Source organism: Pseudomonas sp. Tun-23181 (assembly GCF_057415455.1).
Map to the genome: position 1 here is coordinate 1,543,798 of NZ_CM171630.1, position 24,232 is coordinate 1,568,029.

22 protein-coding genes and 1 tRNA gene are annotated in these 24,232 nt (G+C 66.4%); 12 read left to right on the plus strand and 11 right to left on the minus strand.

Annotation, left to right across the window (positions count from 1 at the left end):
• Window positions 1-11 precede the first annotated feature (11 nt).
• Window positions 12-2,030, minus strand: a complete 2,019-nt coding sequence (locus tag ACDI39_RS07555) for an alpha-1,4-glucan--maltose-1-phosphate maltosyltransferase (RefSeq protein ID WP_253081420.1) — start codon at window positions 2,028-2,030, stop codon at window positions 12-14.
• Between the two features lie 136 nt (window positions 2,031-2,166).
• Between ACDI39_RS07555 and ACDI39_RS07560 the strand changes: the two genes are divergently transcribed.
• Complete coding sequence (locus ACDI39_RS07560) at window positions 2,167-2,334, plus strand: hypothetical protein (protein ID WP_225790208.1); 168 nt, start codon at window positions 2,167-2,169, stop codon at window positions 2,332-2,334.
• A gap of 179 nt (window positions 2,335-2,513) precedes the next feature.
• Here the strand turns inward: ACDI39_RS07560 and ACDI39_RS07565 are convergent, their stop codons facing one another.
• A complete protein-coding gene (locus tag ACDI39_RS07565) occupies window positions 2,514-4,184 on the minus strand; it encodes an AMP-binding protein (protein WP_225790207.1) in 1,671 nt (556 codons plus the stop codon).
• A gap of 229 nt (window positions 4,185-4,413) precedes the next feature.
• Between ACDI39_RS07565 and ACDI39_RS07570 the strand changes: the two genes are divergently transcribed.
• The 4 genes from ACDI39_RS07570 (at window position 4,414) to ACDI39_RS07585 (ending at window position 10,089) form a co-directional block, all read left to right on the plus strand.
• Window positions 4,414-5,577, plus strand: a complete 1,164-nt coding sequence (locus ACDI39_RS07570) for an isovaleryl-CoA dehydrogenase (RefSeq protein WP_253081422.1) — start codon at window positions 4,414-4,416, stop codon at window positions 5,575-5,577.
• Between the two features lie 139 nt (window positions 5,578-5,716).
• Window positions 5,717-7,324: a carboxyl transferase domain-containing protein gene (locus tag ACDI39_RS07575; RefSeq protein WP_225790205.1), complete on the plus strand. Its 1,608-nt coding sequence runs from the start codon at window positions 5,717-5,719 to the stop codon at window positions 7,322-7,324.
• A 3-nt stretch (window positions 7,325-7,327) separates the two neighbouring features.
• The gene (locus tag ACDI39_RS07580; protein WP_253091361.1) at window positions 7,328-8,140 is read left to right on the plus strand and encodes a gamma-carboxygeranoyl-CoA hydratase; all 813 of its coding nucleotides are present in this window, start codon (window positions 7,328-7,330) and stop codon (window positions 8,138-8,140) included.
• A complete protein-coding gene (locus ACDI39_RS07585; RefSeq protein ID WP_486538216.1) occupies window positions 8,137-10,089 on the plus strand; it encodes an acetyl/propionyl/methylcrotonyl-CoA carboxylase subunit alpha in 1,953 nt (650 codons plus the stop codon). Before ACDI39_RS07580 ends, ACDI39_RS07585 begins: the two co-directional genes overlap by 4 nt.
• An 80-nt stretch (window positions 10,090-10,169) precedes the next feature.
• On the opposite strand, the gene ACDI39_RS07590 is transcribed toward ACDI39_RS07585, so the two are convergent.
• Window positions 10,170-10,874 (minus strand): LexA family transcriptional regulator, encoded by a 705-nt coding sequence (locus ACDI39_RS07590; protein ID WP_225790202.1) that lies wholly within the window; start codon window positions 10,872-10,874, stop codon window positions 10,170-10,172.
• Between the two features lie 87 nt (window positions 10,875-10,961).
• Between ACDI39_RS07590 and ACDI39_RS07595 the strand changes: the two genes are divergently transcribed.
• The 3 genes from ACDI39_RS07595 (at window position 10,962) to ACDI39_RS07605 (ending at window position 13,525) form a co-directional block, all read left to right on the plus strand.
• Window positions 10,962-11,279 carry a DUF6124 family protein gene (locus tag ACDI39_RS07595; RefSeq protein ID WP_225790201.1) on the plus strand — a complete coding sequence of 106 codons (318 nt, stop codon included), beginning with the start codon at window positions 10,962-10,964 and terminating at the stop codon, window positions 11,277-11,279.
• A gap of 432 nt (window positions 11,280-11,711) precedes the next feature.
• Window positions 11,712-12,227 (plus strand): DUF4880 domain-containing protein, encoded by a 516-nt coding sequence (locus ACDI39_RS07600; protein ID WP_368815971.1) that lies wholly within the window; start codon window positions 11,712-11,714, stop codon window positions 12,225-12,227.
• A gap of 149 nt (window positions 12,228-12,376) precedes the next feature.
• Complete coding sequence (locus tag ACDI39_RS07605) at window positions 12,377-13,525, plus strand: M14 family metallopeptidase (RefSeq protein ID WP_225790199.1); 1,149 nt, start codon at window positions 12,377-12,379, stop codon at window positions 13,523-13,525.
• A 168-nt stretch (window positions 13,526-13,693) separates the two neighbouring features.
• On the opposite strand, the gene ACDI39_RS07610 is transcribed toward ACDI39_RS07605, so the two are convergent.
• Window positions 13,694-13,768: transfer RNA gene (locus tag ACDI39_RS07610), tRNA-Gln, on the minus strand.
• Window positions 13,769-14,083: 315 nt separating this feature from the next.
• Between ACDI39_RS07610 and ACDI39_RS07615 the strand changes: the two genes are divergently transcribed.
• Window positions 14,084-14,326 carry a DUF465 domain-containing protein gene (locus ACDI39_RS07615; protein ID WP_225790198.1) on the plus strand — a complete coding sequence of 81 codons (243 nt, stop codon included), beginning with the start codon at window positions 14,084-14,086 and terminating at the stop codon, window positions 14,324-14,326.
• A gap of 6 nt (window positions 14,327-14,332) precedes the next feature.
• Here the strand turns inward: ACDI39_RS07615 and ACDI39_RS07620 are convergent, their stop codons facing one another.
• Window positions 14,333-14,758 carry a DUF1810 domain-containing protein gene (locus tag ACDI39_RS07620; RefSeq protein ID WP_486538220.1) on the minus strand — a complete coding sequence of 142 codons (426 nt, stop codon included), beginning with the start codon at window positions 14,756-14,758 and terminating at the stop codon, window positions 14,333-14,335.
• Between the two features lie 166 nt (window positions 14,759-14,924).
• Here ACDI39_RS07620 and zapE point away from each other — a divergent pair, with 166 nt between their 5' ends.
• Window positions 14,925-15,998, plus strand: a complete 1,074-nt coding sequence (gene zapE, locus ACDI39_RS07625) for a cell division protein ZapE (protein WP_368815972.1) — start codon at window positions 14,925-14,927, stop codon at window positions 15,996-15,998.
• Between the two features lie 47 nt (window positions 15,999-16,045).
• On the opposite strand, the gene ACDI39_RS07630 is transcribed toward zapE, so the two are convergent.
• Window positions 16,046-17,935 carry a propionyl-CoA synthetase gene (locus ACDI39_RS07630; protein ID WP_253091355.1) on the minus strand — a complete coding sequence of 630 codons (1,890 nt, stop codon included), beginning with the start codon at window positions 17,933-17,935 and terminating at the stop codon, window positions 16,046-16,048.
• A 178-nt stretch (window positions 17,936-18,113) separates the two neighbouring features.
• On the opposite strand from ACDI39_RS07630, the gene ACDI39_RS07635 reads away from it, so the two are divergent.
• Complete coding sequence (locus ACDI39_RS07635) at window positions 18,114-18,980, plus strand: LysR family transcriptional regulator (protein ID WP_225790194.1); 867 nt, start codon at window positions 18,114-18,116, stop codon at window positions 18,978-18,980.
• Here ACDI39_RS07635 and ACDI39_RS07640 read toward each other — a convergent pair.
• From ACDI39_RS07640 to ACDI39_RS07660, 5 genes are all read right to left on the minus strand, one after another.
• On the minus strand, window positions 18,954-20,111 hold the full coding sequence (locus tag ACDI39_RS07640; protein ID WP_225790193.1) for an HPP family protein: 1,158 nt from the start codon (window positions 20,109-20,111) through the stop codon (window positions 18,954-18,956). The two genes, ACDI39_RS07635 and ACDI39_RS07640, sit on opposite strands and share 27 nt — an antisense overlap.
• Before the next feature lie 243 nt (window positions 20,112-20,354).
• On the minus strand, window positions 20,355-21,674 hold the full coding sequence (locus tag ACDI39_RS07645; RefSeq protein WP_225790192.1) for a sensor histidine kinase: 1,320 nt from the start codon (window positions 21,672-21,674) through the stop codon (window positions 20,355-20,357).
• Complete coding sequence (locus ACDI39_RS07650; RefSeq protein ID WP_225790191.1) at window positions 21,671-22,339, minus strand: response regulator transcription factor; 669 nt, start codon at window positions 22,337-22,339, stop codon at window positions 21,671-21,673. Before ACDI39_RS07650 ends, ACDI39_RS07645 begins: the two co-directional genes overlap by 4 nt.
• Entirely contained in the window at window positions 22,340-22,654 is a 315-nt protein-coding gene (locus ACDI39_RS07655; RefSeq protein ID WP_225790190.1) for a PepSY domain-containing protein, read from the minus strand.
• On the minus strand, window positions 22,654-22,962 hold the full coding sequence (locus ACDI39_RS07660) for a PepSY domain-containing protein (protein WP_225790189.1): 309 nt from the start codon (window positions 22,960-22,962) through the stop codon (window positions 22,654-22,656). Before ACDI39_RS07660 ends, ACDI39_RS07655 begins: the two co-directional genes overlap by 1 nt.
• A 163-nt stretch (window positions 22,963-23,125) precedes the next feature.
• Between ACDI39_RS07660 and ACDI39_RS07665 the strand changes: the two genes are divergently transcribed.
• Window positions 23,126-24,205, plus strand: a complete 1,080-nt coding sequence (locus tag ACDI39_RS07665) for a patatin-like phospholipase domain-containing protein (RefSeq protein ID WP_253081427.1) — start codon at window positions 23,126-23,128, stop codon at window positions 24,203-24,205.
• Window positions 24,206-24,232 lie beyond the last annotated feature (27 nt).

Sequence of the window (24,232 nt, forward strand, 5' to 3'; positions counted from 1 at the left end):
CGATTCTTCGCCTAACTTGCCCGCTCGATGCGCCAGATGCCGAATGGCAGGTGCCAGGGCTCGATGCGCATCCATTGGGTCTTGCCGTGCCAGGTCCAGCGGTGGCCGTTCATCAGGTCCTCGCCGAGGGTATCGGCGCCGTCGTCCAGGCCCAGCTCCCAGAGGGGCAGTTCGAAGTGCGCTTCCTGGGCATTGTGCGGATCGAGGCTCACGGCCACCAGGATGAAGTTGTCGCGCTCGGGCGTGCGCTTGCCGAAGTACAGGATGTTGTCGTTCCAGCAGTTGTAGAACGCCACCCCCAGGTGGGTCTGCAGGGCACGGTTCTGCCGGCGGATGCGGTTGAGCTGGGCGATCTCGGCGACGATGTTGCCCGGCTGGGTGAAGTCGCGCGGACGGATCTCGTACTTCTCCGAGTCCAGGTACTCCTCCTTGCCTGGCAGCGGCGTGCCCTCGCACAGTTCAAAGCCCGAGTACATGCCCCACAGCCCCGAGCCCATGGTGGCCAGGGCGGCGCGGATCAGGAAGCCTGCACGGCCGCTGGTCTGCAGGAAATAGGGGTTGATGTCCGGCGTGTTGACGAAGAAGTTCGGCCGGTAGCAGTGGCGCCACGGCGGCTGGTTGAGTTCCTCGAAGTACTCGCGCAGTTCCTGCTTGGTGTTGCGCCAGGTGAAGTAGGTGTAGCTCTGCGCATAGCCGACCTTACCCAGGCGCGCCATCATCGCCGGGCGGGTGAAGGCCTCGGCGAGGAAGATCACGTCCGGGTAGCGGCTGCGCACATTGGCGATCAGCCACTGCCAGAACGGCAGCGGCTTGGTGTGCGGGTTGTCGACACGGAAGGTCCGCACGCCCTCCTCGACCCAGCCGACCACCACGTCGCGCAGGGCCAGCCACAGGGAGGGCACGGCATCGGCGGCGTAGAAGTCGACGTTGACGATGTCCTGGTACTTCTTCGGCGGGTTCTCGGCGTAGCGGATGGTGCCGTCGGGGCGCCAGCTGAACCAGCCGGGATGCTCGGTCAGCCAGGGGTGGTCCTGGGAACACTGGATGGCGAAGTCCAGGGCGATCTCCAGGCCGTGCTCGGTGGCGGCGGCCACCAGCCGGCGAAAATCCTCGCGGCTGCCCAGTTGTGGGTGGATGGCGTCGTGGCCACCCTCCGGGCTGCCGATCGCATAGGGGCTGCCCGGGTCGCCCGGCTCGGCCCGCAAGGCGTTGTTGCGGCCCTTGCGGTGCTTCATGCCGATAGGGTGGATGGGCGGGAAGTACAGCACGTCGAAGCCCATGTCGCGGATCATCGGCAGGCGCTGGTGCACGTCGTCGAAGGTGCCGTGGCGCTGGGGATCATCGGTGACCGAGCGGGGAAACAGCTCGTACCAGCTGGCGAACAGGGCGCGCTCGCGGTCCACGTCCACGGGGAACTCGGCGCTGCGGGTCAGGTAGCTGCGGTGTTCGGCCGCGATCATCAGCGCGGCGGTGTCGGCATGCAGCAACAGCGCCACCTGGTCGTCCGCTGCCAGCGTCGACAGGCGCTGCTGCAACTGTTCGAGCTGCTCGCGCAACGGGCCCTGGCTGCGCTCGGCGCCCTGGCCCAGCAACAGCCGGCCCTCCTCCAGCTCCAGCCTGACCTCGACGCCGGCGTGGTATTTCTTCTCCAGGTCGTGGCAGTAGGTGGCGAAGGGGTCGATCCAGGCTTCGATGCTGAACAGGTGCGGGCCCAGCTCGGTGGGGGTGAAGTGCGCCAGCCACAGGTCGTTGCCCGGGGAGTGCATCGCCACGCAGTGCCAGCGCCGGCTGTGGGCCTGGCGCCAGTGCAGGGTCACCGCCAGGCGGTCGTGGCCGTCGCTGTAGACCTTGCTGCTCACCTCCACCGGCTGGCCGCGCACGGCCTTGGCCGCGAAGGTGCCGGCGTCGAGCACGGGCAAGGTGTCCTCGATCACGATGCGCGGCGCCAGCAGCGCCTGGGACAGGCTGATGGCCTGGTCCGGATGGTCGTTGGCCATGGGCACGCTTTCGAAGGGCTCGTTACCAGACATCGAACCTTGCTCCCTTTTGCTGTGGCGGTAAGGGTTCAGAGCCGTCGGGGCGGCGGGGGTTCAAAAAAATGAGCGAATGGCACAGGGCCCGGTCAAAGCCTGCGACAGCACTTCATTCATCCTGCGAGGCCAGGCCATGAGCATACCCATTGCGCCAGAGGCGCCCGATCCCAACGTCGACGACCCCACCCTGCCGCCACCGGTGCCGGAGCAAGAGCCGGACGATCCGCCGATCGAGCCGACCGTGCCGCCTCCGGTGGGGGACCCGCCGAGCGAGGAGCCGCCGGTCAAAGGCAAAGGATAGACAAGGATCATGACCGGCCCAGGGTGGCTGGCCGTGGCTTTGGGGGTGCCGCCTGGGGCCATTCGCGGGCAAGCCCGCTCCCGCAGGGGCCTGGGCGCTGCATGATGGGGGGATCGACTTGGATCCTGTGGGGCATCTGGGGCCGCGAAGCGGCCCCAAATACAGTTGAACGGCAAAAACTACAGTGCGATCTCGGCGATGCTGATCTCGCGCATCCGGAACTTCTGCACCTTCCCGGTCACGGTCATCGGGAACGCCTCGACGAAGCGGTAGTGCCGCGGCACCTTGAAATGGGCGATGCGTGCCTTGCACCACGCTTGCAGCGCCTCGGCGCTGGTGCTGTGCCCGGGGTGCAGCTTGATCCAGGCGACGATCTCCTCGCCATAGCGGCTGCAGGGAATGCCGATCACCTGGGCGTCGGCCACCGCCGGATGGGTGTAGAAGAACTCCTCCAGCTCGCGCGGGTAGATGTTCTCGCCGCCCCTGATGATCATGTCCTTGTTGCGCCCGACGATGCGCACGTAGCCCTGCTCGTCCATCACCGCCAGGTCGCCCGAATGCATCCAGCCGGCCGGGTCGATGGCTTCCTCGGTGGCCTGGGGGTTGTTCCAGTAGCCGAGCATCACGCTGTAGCCGCGGGTGCACAGCTCGCCGATCTCGCCACGGGCGACGATGTTGCCGTGCTCGTCCACCAGCTTGGTCTCCAACTGCGGCTGGGTACGCCCGACGGTGGTCACGCGCAACTCCAGCTCATCGTCCGGGCCGGTCTGTAGCGATACCGGGCTGGTCTCGGTCATGCCATAGGCGATCTGCACCTGGGCCATGTGCAACTGGTCGATGACCCGGCGCATCACCTCGATCGGGCAGGTGGCGCCGGCCATGATGCCGCTGCGCAGGCTGGACAGGTCCAGCTCGGCCCGGCCCGGGTGGTCGAGCATGGCGATGAACATGGTCGGCACGCCGTAGAGGATGCTGGCGCGCTCCTCGGCCACCGCGCGCAGGGTCAAGGCCGGGTCGAAGGCGTCGTTGGGGTAGATCATGGTGCAACCATGGGTGACGCAGCCTAGGTTGGCCATGACCATGCCGAAGCAGTGGTACAGCGGCACCGGGATCACCATGCGGTCGGTGTCGCCCAGGCCCAGGCTCTGGCCGACCATGTAGCCATTGTTGAGGATGTTGTAGTGGCTGAGCGTCACCCCCTTGGGCGCGCCCGTGGTGCCGGAGGTGTACTGGATGTTCACCGGCTGGTCGAACTGCAGGCTGCGCTGGCGCGCGGCATAGGCCTGCAGGTCGATTTGCCCGGCCCGCTCGGCCAGGCGCGCCCAGGGCAGGAAGCCGGCCGGTGGGTTGGCCGCCAGGCTGATGACGCCCTGCAGGTCCGGCAGGCGCTCGCTGGCGAGGCGGCCCGGCGACGGGGCGGCCAGTTCGGGCACCAGCTCCAGGAGCATGGCGTGGTAGTCGGAGGTCTTGAAGACATCGGCGCAAACCAGCCAACTGCAGCCTGACTGGCGCAACACGTATTCCAACTCGCCCACCCGGTAGGCCGGGTTGATGTTGACCAGGATCGCGCCGACCTTGGCGCTGGCCAGTTGCAGGATGCACCACTGGGCGCAGTTGGGCGACCAGATGCCGACCCGGTCGCCGACCTGCACGCCCAGGGCCATGAGCGCCCTGGCGTGGCGATCGACTTGCGCGGCCAATTGCCGCCAGCTGTAGCGCAGCCCCTGGTGCCGGGCCACCAGGGCCTCGCGGTCCTGGCAGCGGGCCACAGTGGCGTCGAAGGCCTGGCCGATGGTCTGGGTCAGCAGGGGCCGGTCCTGGCGGCCACGGGTGTAGCTTGGTTGACTCATGGATATCCCTTCTTGTGGTTGTTCTGGGCATGACTGAAGCAAGCGATGGCTACTCTGGCGCAGATTTACGTTAACGTAAAGGTCATGAGTCGATTGACAGCACCTAACGCCAGGTTTACGTTAACGTAAAGGTGAAAAACGACACCCTGCCATGGCCTCGCACAGGCTCGCCGTGAAACAGCCATGAGCTACGGTGTTACCCATTTCAAGAACAAGAAGGTGCCCCCGCATGCATTACCCCACCCTGAACTTCGCCCTGGGCGAAACCATCGACATGCTCCGCGACCAGGTGCGCACCTTCGTCGCCGCCGAACTGGCCCCGCGCGCCGCGCAGATCGACCAGGACAACCTGTTCCCCGCCGACATGTGGCGCAAGTTCGGCGACATGGGCCTGCTGGGTATCACCGTGCCTGAAGAATACGGCGGTGCCGGCCTGGGTTACCTGGCCCATGTGGTGTCGATGGAGGAGATCAGCCGCGGCTCGGCCTCGGTGGCCCTGTCCTACGGCGCCCACTCCAACCTGTGCGTCAACCAGATCAACCGCAACGGCAGCCACGAACAGAAGCAGAAGTACCTGCCCAAGCTGATCAGCGGCGAGCACATCGGCGCCCTGGCCATGAGCGAGCCCAACGCCGGCTCCGACGTGGTGTCGATGAAGCTGCGCGCCGAGAAACGCGGCGACCACTACGTGCTCAACGGCAGCAAGACCTGGATCACCAACGGCCCGGACGCCAACACCTACGTGATCTATGCCAAGACCGACCTGGACAAGGGCCCGCACGGCATCACCGCGTTCATCGTCGAGCGTGACTGGAAAGGCTTCTCGCGCAGCAACAAGTTCGACAAGCTGGGCATGCGTGGCTCCAACACCTGCGAGCTGTTCTTCGACGGCGTCGAGGTGCCCGAGGAAAACATCCTCGGCCAGCTCAACGGCGGCGTGCGCGTGCTGATGAGCGGCCTGGACTACGAGCGCGTGGTGCTCTCCGGCGGCCCGACCGGGATCATGCAGGCGTGCATGGACCTGGTAGTGCCCTACATCCACGACCGCAAGCAGTTCGGCCAGAGCATCGGCGAGTTCCAGCTGATCCAGGGCAAGATCGCCGACATGTACACCCAGCTCAACGCCAGCCGCGCCTACCTGTATGCCGTGGCCCAGGCCTGCGACCGTGGCGAGACCACCCGCAAGGACGCCGCCGGGGTGATCCTCTACACCGCCGAGCGCGCCACCCAGATGGCCTTGGAGGCGATCCAGATCCTCGGCGGCAACGGCTACATCAATGAGTTCCCGGCTGGCCGCCTGCTGCGCGACGCCAAGCTGTACGAAATCGGCGCTGGCACCAGTGAGATCCGCCGGATGCTCATCGGCCGCGAGCTTTTCAACGAAACGCGCTGACGGGGGGCATGCCGAGCTGCAAGCTTCAAGCTGCAAGAAAGAGCAGTTCGTGGCGTGCTGGAGATACGCGTTCGTCACTACAACACAGATCAGCTTGCAGCTTGATGCTTGGAGCTGAAAGCGAGCTGCGCCGGGAGCAATGATGATTCTGAAGTCACAGTTAAACCCAAGATCGCCGGAATTCGTGCAGAACGCGGCCGCCATGGCGGCCCAGGTGCAAGCGCTGCGCACCCTGCTCGCCCAGGTCAGCCAGGGCGGCGGGCCCAAGGCCCAGGAGCGGCACACCTCGCGTGGCAAGCTGCTGCCGCGCGAGCGTATCGACCGCCTGCTCGACCCGGGCTCGCCGTTCCTCGAGATCGGCCAGCTCGCCGCCCATGAGGTATACGGCGAGGACGTGCCCGCCGCCGGGGTGATCGCCGGCATCGGCCGGGTCGAGGGGGTCGAATGCATGATCGTGGCCAACGACGCCACGGTGAAAGGCGGCTCCTACTACCCGCTGACGGTGAAGAAACACCTGCGCGCACAGGCCATCGCCCTGCAGAACCGCTTGCCCTGCCTCTACCTGGTGGACTCCGGTGGTGCCAACCTGCCGCGCCAGGACGAAGTCTTCCCCGACCGCGAACACTTCGGGCGGATCTTCTTCAACCAGGCCAACATGAGCGCCCTGGGTATCCCGCAGATCGCCGTGGTCATGGGCTCGTGCACCGCCGGTGGCGCCTATGTGCCGGCCATGGCCGACGAAGCGATCATGGTGCGCCAGCAGGCGACCATCTTCCTCGCCGGGCCGCCTTTGGTGAAGGCCGCCACCGGTGAAGTGGTCAGCGCCGAGGACCTCGGCGGCGCCGATGTGCACTGCCGCACCAGCGGCGTGGCCGACCACTATGCCGACAACGACGAGCACGCCCTGGCCCTGGCCCGGCGCTGCGTGGCCAACCTCAACTGGCACAAGCTCGGCAAGCTGCAGTGCCAGGCGCCGGTCGCCCCGCTCTACGACGCTCAGGAGCTGTACGGCGTGGTGCCGGCCGACGCCAAGCAACCGTTCGACGTGCGCGAGGTGATCGCACGCCTGGTCGATGGCTCGGTGTTCGACGAGTTCAAGGCGCTGTTCGGCACCACCCTGGTGTGCGGCTTCGCCCACCTGCACGGCTATCCGGTGGCGATCCTGGCCAACAATGGCATCCTCTTCGCCGAGGCGGCGCAAAAAGGCGCGCACTTCATCGAACTGGCCTGCCAGCGCGGCATCCCGCTGCTGTTCCTGCAGAACATCACCGGCTTCATGGTCGGCAAGAAGTACGAGGAAGGCGGCATCGCCAAGCACGGCGCCAAGCTGGTGACCGCAGTGGCCTGCGCCCAGGTGCCGAAGTTCACGGTGATCATCGGCGGCAGCTTCGGTGCCGGCAACTACGGCATGTGCGGCCGCGCCTACGACCCGCGCTTTTTGTGGATGTGGCCCAACGCGCGGATCGGCGTGATGGGCGCCGAACAGGCGGCGGGCGTGCTGGCCCAGGTCAAGCGCGAGCAGAGCGAGCGCGCAGGCCAGGCCTTCAGCGCCGAGGACGAGGCCAGGCTCAAGCAGCCGATCCTCGACCAGTACGAGCGCCAGGGCCACCCCTACTATTCCAGCGCAAGGCTGTGGGACGACGGCGTCATCGACCCGGCGCAGACCCGCGACGTGCTCGGCCTGGCGCTGTCCGCCGCGCTGAACGCCCCGATCGAACAGAGCCGCTTCGGCATTTTCCGGATGTGACCCATGAGCGATTTCACAACCCTCGAGTTGATCCGCGATCCCCGTGGCTTCGCCACCCTGTGGCTGAGCCGGGAAGACAAGAACAACGCCTTCAATGCGCAGATGATCCGCGAGCTGATCGTGGCCATCGACCGGCTCGCCGAGGACGCCAGCCTGCGCTTCGTCCTGCTGCGCGGTCGTGGCCGGCACTTCAGTGCCGGCGCCGACCTGGCGTGGATGCAGCAGTCGGCGCAGCTGGACTTCAACACCAACCTGGACGACGCCCATGAACTGGGCGAGCTGATGTACAGCCTGCATCGCCTGAAGGTACCGACCCTGGCCGTGGTGCAGGGTGCGGCCTTCGGCGGTGCCCTGGGCCTGATCAGTTGCTGCGACATGGCCATCGGCGCCGAGGATGCGCAACTGTGCCTGTCGGAGGTACGCATCGGCCTGGCCCCGGCGGTGATCAGCCCGTTCGTGGTCAAGGCCATCGGCGAGCGCGCCGCCCGCCGCTACGCCCTGACCGCCGAGCGCTTCAGCGGCGTGCGCGCCCGTGAGCTGGGCCTGCTGGCCGAGGTGTACCCGGCCAGCGACCTGGACGCCCAGGTCGAGGCCTGGGTGGACAACCTGCTGCAGAACAGCCCCCAGGCCCTGCGCGCCACCAAGGACCTGCTGCGCGAAGTGGATGACGGTGAACTGAGCCCCGCTCTGCGCCGCTACTGCGAGAACAGCATCGCCCGCATCCGCGTCAGCGCCGAAGGCCAGGAGGGCCTGCGCGCCTTCCTGGAAAAACGCCGCCCCGCCTGGCAAACCCTGGATAAGGACCCACGCCCATGAGCCATCCCACGCTGACCACCCTGCTGGTCGCCAACCGCGGCGAGATCGCCTGCCGGGTCATGCGCACCGCCAAGGCCATGGGCCTGACCACGGTCGCGGTGCACAGTGCCACCGACCGCGACGCCCGGCACAGCCGCGAGGCCGACATCCGTGTCGACCTGGGCGGCACCAAGGCGGCCGAGAGCTACCTGGACATCGACAAGCTGCTGGCCGCGGCCAAGGCCAGCGGTGCCCAGGCCATCCACCCCGGCTACGGCTTCCTCTCGGAGAACGCCGGCTTCGCCCGTGCCGTCGAACAGGCCGGGCTGATCTTCCTCGGCCCCCCGGCCAGCGCCATCGACGCCATGGGCAGCAAGTCGGCGGCCAAGGCCCTGATGGAAAGCGCCGGCGTGCCGCTGGTGCCCGGCTACCACGGCCAGGCCCAGGACCTGGAGACCTTCCGCGCCGCCGCCGAACGCATCGGCTACCCAGTGCTGCTCAAGGCCAGCGCCGGTGGCGGCGGCAAGGGCATGAAGGTGGTCGAGGAGGAAAGCCAGCTGGCCGACGCCCTGGCCTCGGCACAGCGTGAAGCGCAGTCGTCGTTCGGCGATGCGCGCATGCTGGTGGAGAAGTACGTGCTCAAGCCGCGCCATGTGGAGATCCAGGTGTTCGCCGACCAGCACGGCAACTGCCTGTACCTCAACGAGCGCGACTGCTCGATCCAGCGCCGCCACCAGAAGGTGGTCGAGGAGGCCCCTGCCCCAGGCCTGACCGCCGAGCTGCGCAAGGCCATGGGCGAGGCGGCGGTGCGCGCGGCCCAGGCCATCGGTTATGTCGGCGCGGGCACCGTGGAGTTCTTGCTCGATGCCCGTGGCGAGTTCTTCTTCATGGAGATGAACACCCGCCTGCAGGTGGAGCACCCGGTCACCGAGGCCATCACCGGGCTGGACCTGGTGGCCTGGCAGATCCGCGTCGCCTGCGGCGATCCCTTGCCGATCAGCCAGGCGCAGGTACCGCTGGTCGGCCATGCCATCGAGGTGCGGCTGTACGCCGAAGACCCGGCCAACGAGTTCCTGCCGGCCACCGGCACCCTGGCGCTGTATCGCGAGTCGACGCCTGGCGAGGGACGACGGGTAGACAGCGGGGTCAGCGAGGGCGACAGCGTCTCGCCGTTCTACGACCCGATGCTGGGCAAGCTGATCGCCTGGGGCGAGGACCGTGAGCAGGCGCGCCTGCGCCTTTTGGCCATGCTCGATGAATTCGCCATCGGCGGGGTGAAGACCAACATCGGTTTCCTGCGCCGTATCCTGGTCCACCCGGCCTTCGCCGCGGCCGAGCTGGACACCGGCTTCATCCCGCGCCACCAGGCCGAGCTGCTGCCGCCTGCCCAGGCGCTACCGGCGGCGTTCTGGCAGGCTGCCGCCGAAGCCTGGCTGCAGGGCAGCCCCACGCCCCGGCGCGATGATGACCCGGCTTCGCCCTGGGCCAGCCGCGCGGGCTTGCGCCTGGGCCTGCCGGCGCGCAGCAGCCTGCACCTGATGAGCGGCGGCCATGCGCAAGCCGTGGCCCTGGAGCGCACGGCGGCATCGACCCTGCGCCTGGAAGGCGAGCAGTTGTGCCATGACCTGGACGGCGTGCGCCAGCGCCACCTGGCGATTCGCCGTGGCGACACCCTGTTCCTGCAATGGGAGGGGGAAATGCATGCCGTCGCCGCCTTCGACCCGATCGCCGAGGCCGAGGCCAGCCACAGCCATCAGGGCGGCCTGGGCGCGCCCATGAACGGCAGTATCGTGCGCGTGCTGGTCGCGCCGGGCCAGGCCGTGGAGGCCGGCACCGCGCTGGTGGTGCTGGAGGCGATGAAGATGGAACACAGCATTCGTGCGCCCCATGGCGGGACGGTGAAGGCGCTGTTCTGCCAGGAAGGGGATATGGTCAACGAGGGAGCGGTGCTGGTCGAGCTGGTGGAATGAGCTGACCGTTCAACTGCCATTTCGGGGCTGCAAAGCAGCCCCGATGCCGCTCGACTGAGCGATGGCAGCTCGCCGAAGCCCTAGAGCACCCCGTGCACCCGCACGACAACCCCCAGGAACTCGCAGCCCTCCTCACACACCAACGCCGGATAGCTGCTGTTCAACGCCTTGAGGTATTGCTGCCCACCCTCCTCGGCCAGCTCCCGGAAGATCGCCGGCTTGCCAGGCTGGCGAGCGATCACCAGGCGCCCCGGCTCCGCCGCCACCCCCGGGTCCACCAGGATGCGCATGCCCTGGGGCACGCTGCGGCCGCTGGCGGCACTCATGGCGTCGTTCTCGACCGTCAGCCAGAACGCCTTGCCCTGGGCGAAATAATCGGTCTGCTCGAAGACAGTGCCTTGCTCGGGCATCGGCGCATCCAGCTCATCCCAGCCCAGTACCGGATAACGAAAGCACACGATGTATTTCATCAGGTCGACATCGTCGTCGTCATCCACCTCGTAAAGGGCGCTGTCTTCGCCAACCTGCCCCAGTACCCGCAACTGCAGGCGGACCTGGTAATGGGGCATGCCGAGCTCGACGAACACCCGGTTCATCGAATCGACCCTCGGCTGGCGCCGTTTGCGTAGCCAGTGGCCCACGCTGCCCTGGGAAACCCCAACGCGCTCGGCGAGCTGCTCCTGGGAGATATCGAGCTCCTCGATCCGGTCACGGACGAGGGCAATCCATTTATCCATATTCATCGCTGGCACGATACGGACTGCCTTCGGGCGCTCAATAAACATTCAGTATTATTTATCATCGAGACATCGAATACTAAAAGTATTAACTTCAGCCTGGACCTTTTTCCATTGGCCTTCGCAGGTATCAGGATGAAACCACCGAAAAAAGACGAAACAGATCTCGACAGCGAAGCGGCCCGCCGCGCCCTCGACTACTACCTCAATCCACCACCGTCCCGCCCCAGCCTGGACAACCGCATCTGGACCCTGCACGACGGTGTTTCCTCCGAGCAGGCCCACGACCATGCCGTCGCCTTGCTGCGCTGCGCCGCCGCCACCGCCCACGAGACGGCCACCCACCAGCCCCAGGGTATGACGCGGGAGATCCTGTTCGCGCTGATGCACATGATGAACATGGCCAGGGCGCTGCTGGAGCACAAGCAATCGGTACAGGTGGGGGGAGAGTAGACAACACGTGAGGCCGACGAACGGCAAAGGCCCCAATTGCCGGGGACGGGGGTGCACCGGAAAAACTTTTTTACCGGATTACTGAAAATTCATTTGACTGGCAAATGATAACGATTATTATTGCACTCAGCTGATCGCGAGATCCGCTGGATAACCTGGAGCTTAGGTCGCTCTCAGATTATCTCCTCATCAGGCTAATCACGGTTTTTGACCCGGCTTTTTGCCGGGTCATTTTTTTTGGGGCTCTTCAGGCTAATGAAGACCGGGTACCGTTTGAATGGCCGCGATGATAGCAAAGGTGTGTCATTTCGTGAACGGGTGTTACAACGTTTTGCACAATCAGCACTTGAGAATCAATCTCGTTAAGATTAAGCTGTTTGCGCATCAGGGAAGATGCCCCCTCCCCCACCCCTTTCGCGCAAGGAGCCGTCCATGACCCGTCTGCTGCTGCCCCTCGGTCATGCCACCGATGCCGACCAGGCGTCTTCCGAGGATGCCCTGCTCCACGGCCTGAAGCGCCTGCCGCGTCGAGTGCAGCAGGTGTTCCTGCTCAACCGCCTCGACCAGTTGGATTTCGCCGCTATCGCCGAACGCCTCGACCTGCCCCTGCTGGCCATCGAACGCCACATGAACCAGGCGCTGCAAACCACCCATGCGCCTGGCGATGCCCTGGCCTGCGTGGCCGGGCATTGGTATGTGCGCCTGCAAAACCCGCAGGTCACTGCCAGCGAACGCATCGACTTCCGCCGCTGGCTGGATGCCGACCCCGCACACCGGGAAGCCTTCCACGAGACCGAGCTGCGCTGGCGCAGCCTGCTGGCCCCAGCACGGCAGTTGGGGCATGACGGCTGGTACCAGCAAGGGCGTGCGGCGCTTTCGTTGGGCGGCTGCTCGATTGCGATCGGGTTGGGGATTGCGGCCCTCCTGATGTTCGGGTACTTGGCCTGAGCCCTCACCTCCAGCGCTGACAGTCAACTCGATTGGGGCCGCTTCGCGCCCCAGAAATCCAACAGCATAACCAGAGGCGTCATTCGCAACGCAGCGACCCACCCAGCGGTGTACAGTACCCCCACAACAAAAGCCACAGGAGCCAGGCAATGACCGTGACGCTGTCCCCGCTGCACATCGACTGCGATTTCGATTCCGGCAACATCCAGGTGCTGGATGCCAGCAACCCGGCCCAGGTCCACCTGGCCATCCGCCCCGACACCCACAGCGGCCACTTCCAGTGGTTCCACTTCAAGGTCAGCGGCCTCACGCGGGGGCAGGTCCATCGCTTCAGCCTGGACAACGCTTCCGAGTCTTCCTACAAGAACGCCTGGAGCGGCTACAACGCCGTAGCCTCCTACGACCAGCAGACCTGGTTCCGCGTACCCAGCCAGTTCGATGGCAAGGCGCTGGCCTTCGAAGTGAAGGCCGAGCAGGAGCAGATCTGGTTCGCCTACTTCGAGCCCTACCCTCGCGCCCGCCACAACCAGTTGATCGAGCGCGCCCGGCAGATCCCCGGCGTCGAACTGCTGGCCAGTGGGCGCAGCGTGCAGGGCCGCGACATTCCCCTGCTGCGCGCCGGCGACGGTGCGGCGGGCAAACGCAAGCTGTGGCTGATCGCCCAGCAGCACCCGGGCGAGCACATGGCCGAGTGGTTCATGGAAGGCGTGATCGATTGCCTGCAGGCCAACGAGGCGTCCGTCCGGCAACTGCTGGCCAAGGCCGACCTGTACCTGATCCCCAACATGAACCCCGACGGCGCCTTCCTCGGCCACCTGCGCACCAACTTCAAGGGCAAGGACCTCAACCGCGCCTGGCAGGACGCCAGTGTCGACTCGAGCCCGGAGGTGTTCTTCGCCCAGGCACAGATGAAGCAGTATGGGGTGGATGCGTTCATCGACGTGCATGGGGATGAGGAAATCCCCCATGTGTTCACGGCGGCCTGCGAAGGCAACCCGGGCTATACGCCGCGCCTGGCGCAACTGGAGCAGCAGTTTCGCACGATGCTGTGCAGCGTCACGCCAGACTTCCAGACCACCCATGGCTACCCCCGCGACGAACCGGGCCAGGCCAACATGACCCTGGCCTGCAATGCCGTGGGGCAGGCGTACGACTGCCTGTCGCTGACCCTGGAGATGCCGTTCAAGGACCATGACGATGCGCCCAACGCCATGACCGGCTGGTCGGGGGAGCGCTCGAAGGCGTTGGCTGGGGCGGTATTGGAAACCTTGGCGAAGATGGTCGGGGACCTGCGCTGAGGGGCATTGGGGCTGCCTTGCAGCCCCAATAGGCATGGCGCCAGCCCTATACTGAAGCGTCCACAAGGACTCTTGCGGCACACAGGATTCGTGAGCCCTGAACGGCAAGCGATGACGTGGATGCTGGCCTTCGATCGCGGCCTGGGAAGATAAATAGAAAAGAAAAAATGGCAGGGGCGGCTGGATTCGAACCAACGCATGGCAGGATCAAAACCTGCTGCCTTACCGCTTGGCGACGCCCCTGTATCGGATGCGAGCAGTGCCTGGGCACCGTCGTTCAGACTGTTCGCTGACAACGCCGCGGGGGCGCTGTGCTGGAATGCGCGGCACTTTAGCAACATTCTTTTCGGCTGGGAACCCCCAGCGTGAAAAAAATTGCCTGAAAACAGAAACTTAGTGTCCGTGCTGCAGGTATGTAAGGTTACCTGCGCCAGAAGCCCCCCGTTCCTAAGACAACGGCATGACCGCCCGTCGTTTTTTCCCCGCCTCGCTTCAACACCAGCCCGATCGCCCATTCCAATCAGGTAAGCAATGCCTGCGCATCACAAGGAGGGCCCCATGCCAGTTTCCCATGACCTCTACCAAGACCTGCACTACCCTCGCGAGATCGTCCAGCAGCGCCGCCAGCAGGACAAGGAGCTGGACCGCCTGCTGGACGAATACGTGGACATCGACAACCAGGTTCTGGCGGCCGAGTCGATCTCGGCGGGCAATGTCACCGACGATGACCTGCATCGTCTCAAGGAACGACGCCTGGCGGTGAAGTACATGATCGAGCGCCAGCTCGAACGCAAGGCCTGACCGCCGTCACTGGCCGAGCAGCCCGAGCGTGAGCGCGTCGGGCTCGCCCTGGTAGAACTGCACCAGGGCCAACTGGAACAGCGGGTTACTTGGGTCGACCTGGGCGAACAGGGTCAGGCACGAGCGCAGCTTGAGATCATCGGGGCTGCCGAGGATCTGCCGGGCGCTCTTGTCGCAGTGCTGCATCAGCGCATTGACGCAGGCCTCCAGGCGCGGCCCCAGCACGGGATGGCGCAGGTAGGCACGGGCCTCGTCGACACCTGAGAGGGCGTAGCGCTCGGCCATGGCGCTGCGGCCGAGGCCATCGAGTTGGGGGAAGACGAACCACATCCAGTGGCTGGCCTTGCGACCGGCCTGCAGTTCCTGCAGCACCCGGTCGATCACCGGGTCCTGGGCTTCGACGAAGCGGGCCAGGGGGTAGGGATCGCTCATACAGGCCTCCCGATGCGGGTGGAATGTTCCAGCCTTCCAGTGTAGCCAGGGCGAAGGGACCGATCGCCTTTCACGATGATTGCCCGGCACATTCTCGATTGATCAAAATGCCCCGGCTCGCGCAAGCTGCCCCCTACCCTGCCATCCGCCCCGAGGAGCCTTCGTCTTGCCCGCCTGGATTCCCACACCACTACGTCACCTGCGCCGGCGCCTCGACAAGGCATCGCCCGCCGGCAACGCACTGCTGGCGTTGTTCCAGGACAAGGCCGTCAGCCGCGGCTACACGCTCAGCGACGGGCAGCGCCAGGTGATCCAGTGCATGGCCCGGCAGTTGGCGGTGCTGGAACATGGCCAGGCCCGCAGCCTCTACCTGCATGGTTCGGTCGGGCGCGGCAAGAGCTGGCTGCTCGATGGGTTCTTCCAGGCCGTGCCCGTGCAGGCCAAGCGCCGCCTGCATTTCCATGACTTCTTCGCCCGCCTGCACCAGGGCATGCACCGCCACCGGGCGCTGGACGACGCCCTGGGCACGACCCTCACCGAGCTGCTGGAGGACTGCCGGGTGCTGTGCTTCGACGAATTCCACGTGCATGACATCGGCGATGCCATGTTGCTCACCCGGCTGTTCAATGCCCTGTTCGACCGCGGGGTGTTCCTGCTGGTGACATCCAACTACGCGCCCGAGGGGTTGCTGCCCAACCCGCTGTACCATGAGCGGTTCCTGCCGGTGATCCGCCTGATCAACCAGCGCATGCAGGTGCTGGAGGTGGCGGGCGACACGGACTTTCGCAGCCTGCCGACCAACCGCGCGTACCAGCGCTTCACCCGTGGGCATTACCTCTGGCCGGGCGATACCGAACAGCGCCAGGCACTGGCGGTGCCGGCCGCGCAGCCGGTCATGCTGGAGGTGAACAAGCGCAGCCTGCGTGCGTTGTACAGCGAGGGACGGCAGGTGATGTTCACCTTCGACGACCTGTGCGAACGACCCACGGCGGTGATCGACTACCTGGAGCTCGCCAACCGTTATGACCGCTGGATCATCGAGGGGCTGGACGACCTGGCCGCGTGTTCGCTGGCGGCGCAGCAGCGGTTCGTCAACCTGGTGGATGTGCTCTACGACCAGGACAAGGCAGTGACCGTGATCGGGCGACGGGCCTTGGCGCACAGCCTGGGCGGGGCGATCGCCGACCTGATGCGCACACGCAGCCGGCTGGGGCAGTTGCATCAGGTTGGGCCGGGGTGAATGCTGGGGCTGCTTTGCAGCCCCCGAATGTTGAAAGCCCTGACCGATCAGCCAGCCCTGGGCAGGTCCGCCAGTACTCCCTCGATTTCCCCCAGCACCGCCGGATCATCCAGGGTCGAGGGCGGCACGTAGTCCTGCCCGTCGGCGATCTTGCGCAGCACCGCCCGCAGGATCTTCCCGGAACGGGTCTTGGGCAGCCGCTTGACCAGGCGCACCCGACTGAAACACGCCAGGGCACCGATCTGCTCACGCACGCTGGCCACCAGTTCTGCCTGCAACTGCTGCTCGGCGATGCCCTCGCCGTCCTTGAGCACCACCAGCGCCAGCGGCACCTGCCCCTTGATCTCGTCGTGCACACCGATCACCGCGCACTCGGCCACTGCCGGATGCCGTGCCACCAGGTCTTCCATCTCGCCCGTGGACAGGCGATGGCCGGAGACGTTTATCACGTCGTCGGTGCGCCCCATGATGTAGACGAAACCTTCGTCGTCCAGGTAGCCGCCATCGCCCGTGTGGTAGTAACCCGGGTACGTGCGCAGGTAGGCCTGCAAGTAACGCTCGTGGTCACCCCAGAGGGTCTGGCTGCAACCGGGCGGCAATGGCAGGGCGATGACGATGGCGCCCTGCTGGTTCGGCCCCAGGGGCCGGCCGTCATCGTCCAGCACCTGGACGTGGTAACCCGGCACCGCACGGTTGCTCGAGCCCGGTCGCGCCGCGCTGCCTTGCAGGCCCACGCAGGGCGCGGTGACCGGCCAACCGGTCTCGGTCTGCCACCAGTGGTCGTGCACCGGCTTGCCGCTGACCCGCTCCAGCCATTCGTGGGTGCTGGAGTCGAGCTTCTCCCCGGCCAGGAACAACTGGCGCAGCGAGGCCAGATCATGGCGGCGGATCAGTTCGCCGTCCGGGTCTTCCTTGCGGATCGCACGCATGGCGGTGGGCGCGCAGAACAGGCCATTGACCTTGTACTGCTCCACCACCCGCCAGTAGGCCGAGGCATCCGGGGTGCGGATCGGCTTGCCTTCGTAGAACACCGTGGTGCAACCGCACATCAAGGGGCCATAGACGATCAGCGAATGGCCGACCACCCAGCCCACGTCGGAGATCCCCCACCACACGTCCCCGGCCTGCATGCCGTAGATATGCCGCATGGCATAGCACAGGGCGACCGCGTTGCCGCCGTTCTCGCGCACGATGCCCTTGGGCTTTCCGGTGGTCCCGGAGGTGTACATGATGTACAGCGGGTCACCGGCCTCCAGCTCCACCGGTGCCACCGGCTCGGCGCTGGCCAGCGCCTCGTACCAGTCCAGGTCACGGCCCGGTTGCAGCGTGGCACGCGCCTGGGGCCGCTGCAGCACCAGCACATGGCGCGGCTGATGGCGAGCCAGTTGCAAGGCGCGGTCGACCAGCGGCTTGTACTCGATCACCCGGTCGAACTCCAGGCCGCAGGAGGCCGTCAGCAGCAGGCTCGGCCGGGCATCGTCGATACGCAGGGCCAGTTCGTTGGCGGCGAAGCCTCCGAACACCACCGAATGCACCGCGCCGATCCGTGCGCAGGCGAGCATGGCCATGGCCGCCTGGGGCACCATGGGCATGTAGATGATCACCCCGTCGCCCTTGCCCACGCCCAACTGGCGCAGCAGGCCGGCCAGGCGTGCCACCTCGTCGTGCAGTTGCTGGTAGGTGAAGGTTTGCTGCACGCCGGTCACGGGCGAGTCGTAGATCAGTGCGAGCTGCTCGCCCCGGCCCTGCTCGATCTGGTGGTCAAGGGCCAGGTAGCAACTGTTCAGGCGGCCATCGGCGAACCAGCGATGGGTGCCGTCGGGGTTGTCCTGCAGGGTCAGCGAGGGTTTGCGGTGCCAGGCCAGGCGGTCGGCCTGCTCGGCCCAGAAGGCGGCGGGGTCGGCGATGGAACGGGCGTAGCTGTGCTGGTAGCTCATGTCGATTTGCAACCCGGTACTTGTTGTTATTGAAGGGCGAACCCTGAGTATGGACCGGCACCCTACGCTCGCCATCGGACTTAAGTCGCAACCGATATGCAAGATTGCACGAGGCAGTCGCCCCATTACGGTGCAAAGGCCTAGAATAGGGCTCCCCGTCAGCCACAGAGCCGCTTCAATGGATATCGATCAGGCCCGTACCTTTCTGGAAATCGTGCGTTGCGGCAGCCTGGTCGCCGCCGCCGAACGCCTGTTCGTGTCACAGACGGCCATCACCGCACGGGTCCAGCGCCTGGAGCAACAGCTCGGCTGCCAGTTGTTCGTGCGCAGCCGCAACGGTGCCAGCCTGACCAGCGACGGCGAGGCGTTCGTCACCTACGCCAACCAACTGGTGCAGACCTGGGAAGCCGCACGCCGCGACCTGCCACTGCCCCAAGGCTGCCAGCAGGTGTTGCACGTGGGTGGCGAGGTGAGCCTGGGCAACCCGATGATGCTCGACTGGGTCAGCGCGCTGCACCACGAACTGCCCAGCCATGCCATCCGCAGCGAAGTGAGCGATGGCGAGTCGCTGCTGCGCAAGGTGGAGATGGGCCTGCTCGACGCCGCGCTGGTGTACCAGCCGACCTACGGCCCGGGGCTGCAGGTGGAGCAGTTGATGGAAGAAAAGCTGATCCGCGTGCGCCGGGTCGACCGACCCGAGCCGTACATCTACATCGACTGGGGCGAGGCGTTCCGCCGCCAGCACGATGCCGCCCTGCCCGACTGCGCACGCCCGGCGCTGAGTTTCAACCTCGGGCCGTTGGCCTTGCAGTTCATCCTCGACCAGGGCGGCAGCGGCTATTTCCGCACGCGGGTGGTCCAGGCCTACCTGGAGCGGGGCATATTCGAGCGGGTGCCGCAGGCCCCGGAGTTCACCTACCCGACCTTCCTGGTCTACGCCCGCAAGCGTGACAGCGAGGCACTGCAGCAGGCCTTCAGCGTACTGCGCCGGCTGGTGGCAGCCGGCGACAGCGATTGGTCACAGCGCTGGGACCCGGTTATCTGAGCGCTGTGCGGCGGCATTGAGCAGGTGCCGCTTGAGGCCGGCGATCAGGTCGGTCTGGGTGATCACGCCGACCAAGGTGTCACCGTCGAGCACCGGCAGGCAGTGCAGGCCCTGCTCGCTGAGCAGCGGCAGCAGGCGATCCAGCGGATGCCGGCTGCTGACGCTGATCACCCGGCGGCTCATCACCTGCTCCATGCGCACCACCTGGCGGCGGAACAGGCCGCGCCAACTGAAGCGCGCACGGGCCATGGCCGGGCCGACCAGGTCGCTGAGGCTGACGATACCCACCAGGCGGCCACCTTCCAGCACCGGCAGGGTCTTGAGGTGGTGGCTGGAGAGCATTGCCCAGGCTTGCTCGAGGGTCGTCGCAGGCGAGGCGAACTGCACGTCGCGGGACATCACCGAGGCGGCGGTGATGCCGCCCAGGCTACGCTGCAAGGCATGCTGCTCGGTGGCCAGGATGATGCGTTCGAGTTCGTCGCGGGTCACGTCGACGAACTCGCCCAGCTCTTCCAGGGCCAGGTCGAGGTCTTCGCTGCTCACCCCGACCCGCTCGCTCGGCAAGGGGTCGTGGGTGTGGTGCAGGTCCTTGCGCGGCAAGGCGCCCTTGGGGTAGCGCACGCCGGTAAGGCGGTTGTAGAGCACCGCCACCGTGACCAGGATCAGTGCATTGAGCAAGACCGGTTCGAGCAGGTGGTCGCCCAGGGCCACCAGCCCCGAATCCGCCAGCACCGCGCTCACCGCCACCCCGCCGCCCGGCGGGTGCAGGCAGCGCAGCAGGCACATCACCAGGATCGACAGCCCCAGCGCGGCGCCGGCCACCCACAGTTCGGCGCCGAAGCCCTGGCGCATGGCCAGGCCCACCGCGCAGGCGATAGCGTAGCTGCCCAGCACCGGCCAGGGCTGGGCCAGCGGCCCGGAGTGCACGGCGAACACCAGCACCGCCGAGGCCGCCAGGGGGCCGAGCAGGTGCAGGGCGATGGACGGGCCATAGGCCATGCTGCATAGCCAACCGGCGAGAAACAGGCCCAGCAGCGCACCGGTGCCGGCGCGCAGCCATTCTCTGGGAGGGATGTTCAGGGGCGCCGGAAGCAGGCGCTGCAGACGACTTTCGGGACGCGAGGCAGACATCGAAGTGATTTGATCGTAGTTTTTCTGATTAAAAAGAAAGCCCAGCGGAACCGGCCTGGGCCCTGTATTGCGGATGCAATAGCGTAATGGGCTCCGTCCATGGAGATGAAAACTGGAAAGTTTCGCGAGGGATTGTGCCGGGCGGCGGGGGACCTGGGCCAATTCAAAAAAATGCGTCTGTACTGCAATTTTATTGAAGTGGGGGGGGCTGCAAGCTTGCGGCTTGAAGCTTGCCTCTGGGCCTCAGCGGCCCCTGCGCGGCAGGTCGATGCTCACCCGCAACCCGCCGAGGGGGCTTTGCAGCAGCGATAGCCGGCCGCCCCAGGCTTCGACGATATCCCGCACGATGCCCAGCCCCAGGCCATGCCCGTCGACCTGCTCGTCCAGCCGCGAACCGCGCTCGAGCACCTGCAGGCGCTGCGCCTCGGGGATGCCAGGGCCGTCGTCATCGACCCACAGTTGGAAACCTTCGGTGGTCGGTGCGATGCCCAGGCGCACTTCGCTGTCGGCCCACTTGCAGGCGTTGTCCAGCAGGTTGCCGAGCAGCTCCAACAAGTCTTCACGATCCCAGGGCAGGAGCAATCCCGGCGGTACGTCGCGCTCGAGCAGCAGGCCTTCGCCATGGATCATGCCCAGCGTCGCGAGCAACCCCGGCAGCTCGGCATCGCAATCGAACTGGGCGCCGGGCAGCGCATCGCCGGCCAGGCGCGCGCGATTGAGCTCACGGGCCAGGCGCTGCTGGATCTGCTCCAGTTGCTCGCGCATCTGCGCCCGGACCTCGGGCAGGTCCCTGAGGCGTTCGCTGGCGGCCAGGCTGAGCAGCACGGCCAACGGCGTCTTCAACGCATGGCCGAGGTTGCCCAGGGCATTGCGCGAACGGCGCAGGCTGTCCTCGGTATGGGCCAGCAGGTGGTTGATCTGGTCCACCAATGGCTGCAGTTCGCTGGGCACCTCGGCATCCAGCTGCGAGCGCTGCCCCTGCTGCAACTGGGCGATCTGCTGGCGTGCCCGTTCCAGCGGGCGCAGCGAACGGGTCACGGTGATGCGCTGCAGCACCAGCACCAGCACCAGCGCCACCAGGCCCAGGCCCAGGCCAATCTGCTGCATGCGCCGGAAACCGTCGCGCACCGGCGAATAGTCCTGGGCGACGCTGATGGAAATGTCCTGGCCCAGCCGTCGGTAGTCGGCGCGAAACGCCAGCAGTTGCTGGCCCTCCGGTCCCAGCTCATGGCTGTCCTCCAGGCCTGGCGCTGCCGGCCTGGGCATGTCCAGGTCCCACAGCGAACGCGAACGCCAGGTGCCCTGGTCGAAATCGATACGGAAGTAGTAGCCGGAGAACGGCCGCTGGTACGCGGCGGAGATGCGCCGCTCGTCCAGCTGCAAGCCGGAAGGACCACGCACCAGCGCCACCAGCAGGTTCTCGCTTTCCTTGCGCAGGCCGGCCTCCAGGTAGCGTTGCAGGCCGACTTCGAACAGCCACAGGCTCAGTTGGGCCAGGGCCAGCCCGACCACCACCAGCACCGCGACCAGGCCAAGGCTCAGGCGCGCCTGGATCGACTTCACCCGGCGCTCCCGGCATAGACGTAACCCTGGCCGCGCCGGGTCTCGATCACACTGCGCCCGAGCTTGCGCCGCAGGTGGTTGACATGCACTTCGAGGACATTGGAGTCGCGCTCGGTCTCGCCATCGTAGAGGTGCTCGGCCAGGTGGCTCTTGGACAGCACCTGCCGTGGATGCAGCATGAAATAGCGCAGCAGGCGGAACTCGGCAGCGGTCAGCTGGATGTCGACGCCTTCGCGGGTCACGCACTGGCGGCTTTCGTCCAGGTGCAGGCCGGCAGCCTCCAGCGTCGGCTGGTTGGCCAGCCCGCGGGCGCGGCGCAACAGCGCCTGGATGCGCAGTTGCAGCTCTTCGGGATGGAAGGGTTTGCTCAAGTAGTCGTCGGCACCGGCCTTCAACCCTTCGATGCGCTCGGCCCAGGAGCCGCGGGCGGTGAGGATCAACACCGGCACGCCGAGACCACCCGCCCGCCACTGGCTCAGCACCTCCAACCCCGGCAAGCCCGGCAGGCCCAGGTCAAGGATGATCAGGTCGTACGGTTCGCTCTGGCCCTGGTATACCGCATCGCGGCCATCGGCCAGCCAGTCCACGGCATAGCCCTGGCGTTGCAGGCCGGCGATCAGTTCGTCGGCCAGGGGAACGTTGTCCTCGACAAGCAGCAGGCGCATTCAGTCGTCTTCCTCGTCTTTGAGCAGCGCGCCGTTGCGGGCGTCGAGCTTGATCTCGCGGACCACGCCGGCCGGGGTCAGCAGCTCGACCTCGTACTCGTAGCGGCCGTGCTTTTCTTCCAGCTCCGCCTCCAGCAGGCGGGCCCCGGGGTAGCGCCCCAGGGCCGATTCGAGCAGTTGTTCCAACGGCAGGATGATGCCCTTCTGGCGCAGTTCGAGGGCTTCGTCCTGGTCGAGATCACGGGCACCCGCCAGCGAACAGGCGGCCATCAGCGCAAGTGCCAGGTAGCGCGCCGTTCGCGGGAGGTCAATCATCAGTTGTCCCGTTCGTCCTTGAGCACTTCACCGGTCTTGGCGTCCAGGTCCACGTCCCATTCGACGTTCTGGGTGTCGCGCAGCTCGACCTTGTAGATGTAGCGGCCGTATTCGTTTTCCAGCTCCGAATCGGTGACGGTGGCGCCCGGGTGCTTGGCCACGGCGGCGGCCTTCAGCTCGTCCAGGGACTTGATGGTCTTGGCGTTGACCAGCTTGACCACTTCATCGGGCTGGACATCCTTGGCGAAAGCGGCGTTGGCACCCAGGGCAAGGGCGGCGGCGGCGAACAGGGCAGTCAAAGTCTTCATGGGTTCTCTCCATCGAGATGTACAAGTTGTCTACGGGGTTAAGACTAACCGGGGGTCCTTAATTCAACCTGAAGGCAGGCGGCGTCATGATAGCGCAGCCTGGGGGCCGCTTCGCGCCCCCGAACACCCTATAATGACCCGCTTGTTGCCCGCGAGATCCACCATGAGCGCCATCCACGTCAAATACCCTGCCCTGACCTTCAAGGCCGGCCATCGTGCCCTGCGGCAGATCCGCGAACGCGGCCTGCGGGCCATCGACGTGGGTGTGCTGCCAGGCGCGGCCGGTGGCCCCAAGCCGCTGGGCATCCAGGGCCTGGACCTGGCTCTGTTCGGCGAATGGCTGCCCTCGGCACCACGCCAACGCGCCCTGATCGGCGCGTCGATCGGCGCCTGGCGCTTCGCCAGCGCCTGCCTGGACGACCCGGTCGCGGGCCTGCGCCACCTGGGCGAGCTGTACACCGAGCAGGACTTCGCCAAGGGCGTGACCCCGGCCGAGGTCAGCCAGAGCTGCCAGCGCATGCTCGACGACCTGCTGCAAGGCCGCGACGGGCAGATCCTGGGCAACGCGCATTACCGCCTGAACATCATGGTGGTCAAAAGCCACGGCCTGCTCGCCGACGATCATCGGGGGCGCCTGGGCATGGGCCTGTCGTCGGTGATCGCCAGCAACCTGCTGGGCCGGCCACGGCTGGCCCGGCACTTCGAGCGGGTGATCCTGCACGATGGCCGCGCGGCACCGCCGCTGGACGAACTGACCGACTTCCCTTCGCGCTGCCTGCCCCTGGATCTGGCCAACCTGCGCCACGCCTTGCTCGCCTCGGGGTCGATCCCCATGGTCATGCAAGGCGTGCGCGACATCCCGGGCGCAGGCGTGGGCACCTACCGCGACGGCGGCCTGCTGGACTACCACCTGGACCTGCCCTATCGCGGCGACGACCTGGTGCTCTATCCGCACTTCACCGACAAGGTGGTGCCCGGCTGGTTCGACAAGGCCCTGCCCTGGCGCCGGGGCGATGCCACGCGCCTGCAGAACGTGCTGCTGGTCACGCCCTCGCCGCAGTACCTGGCCGCCCTGCCCTACGGCAAACTGCCAGACCGCAACGACTTCAAGCGTTTCATGGGCGATGCGCAGGCGCGCAAGCGCTACTGGTACAAGGCTATCGCCGAAAGCCAGCGGCTGGGCGACGAACTGCTCGAGCTGATCGCCAGCGGGCGGCTGCACGAACGGTTGCAAGCCTTGTGACGGGCATGCCGGTAGACTTCACGCTTT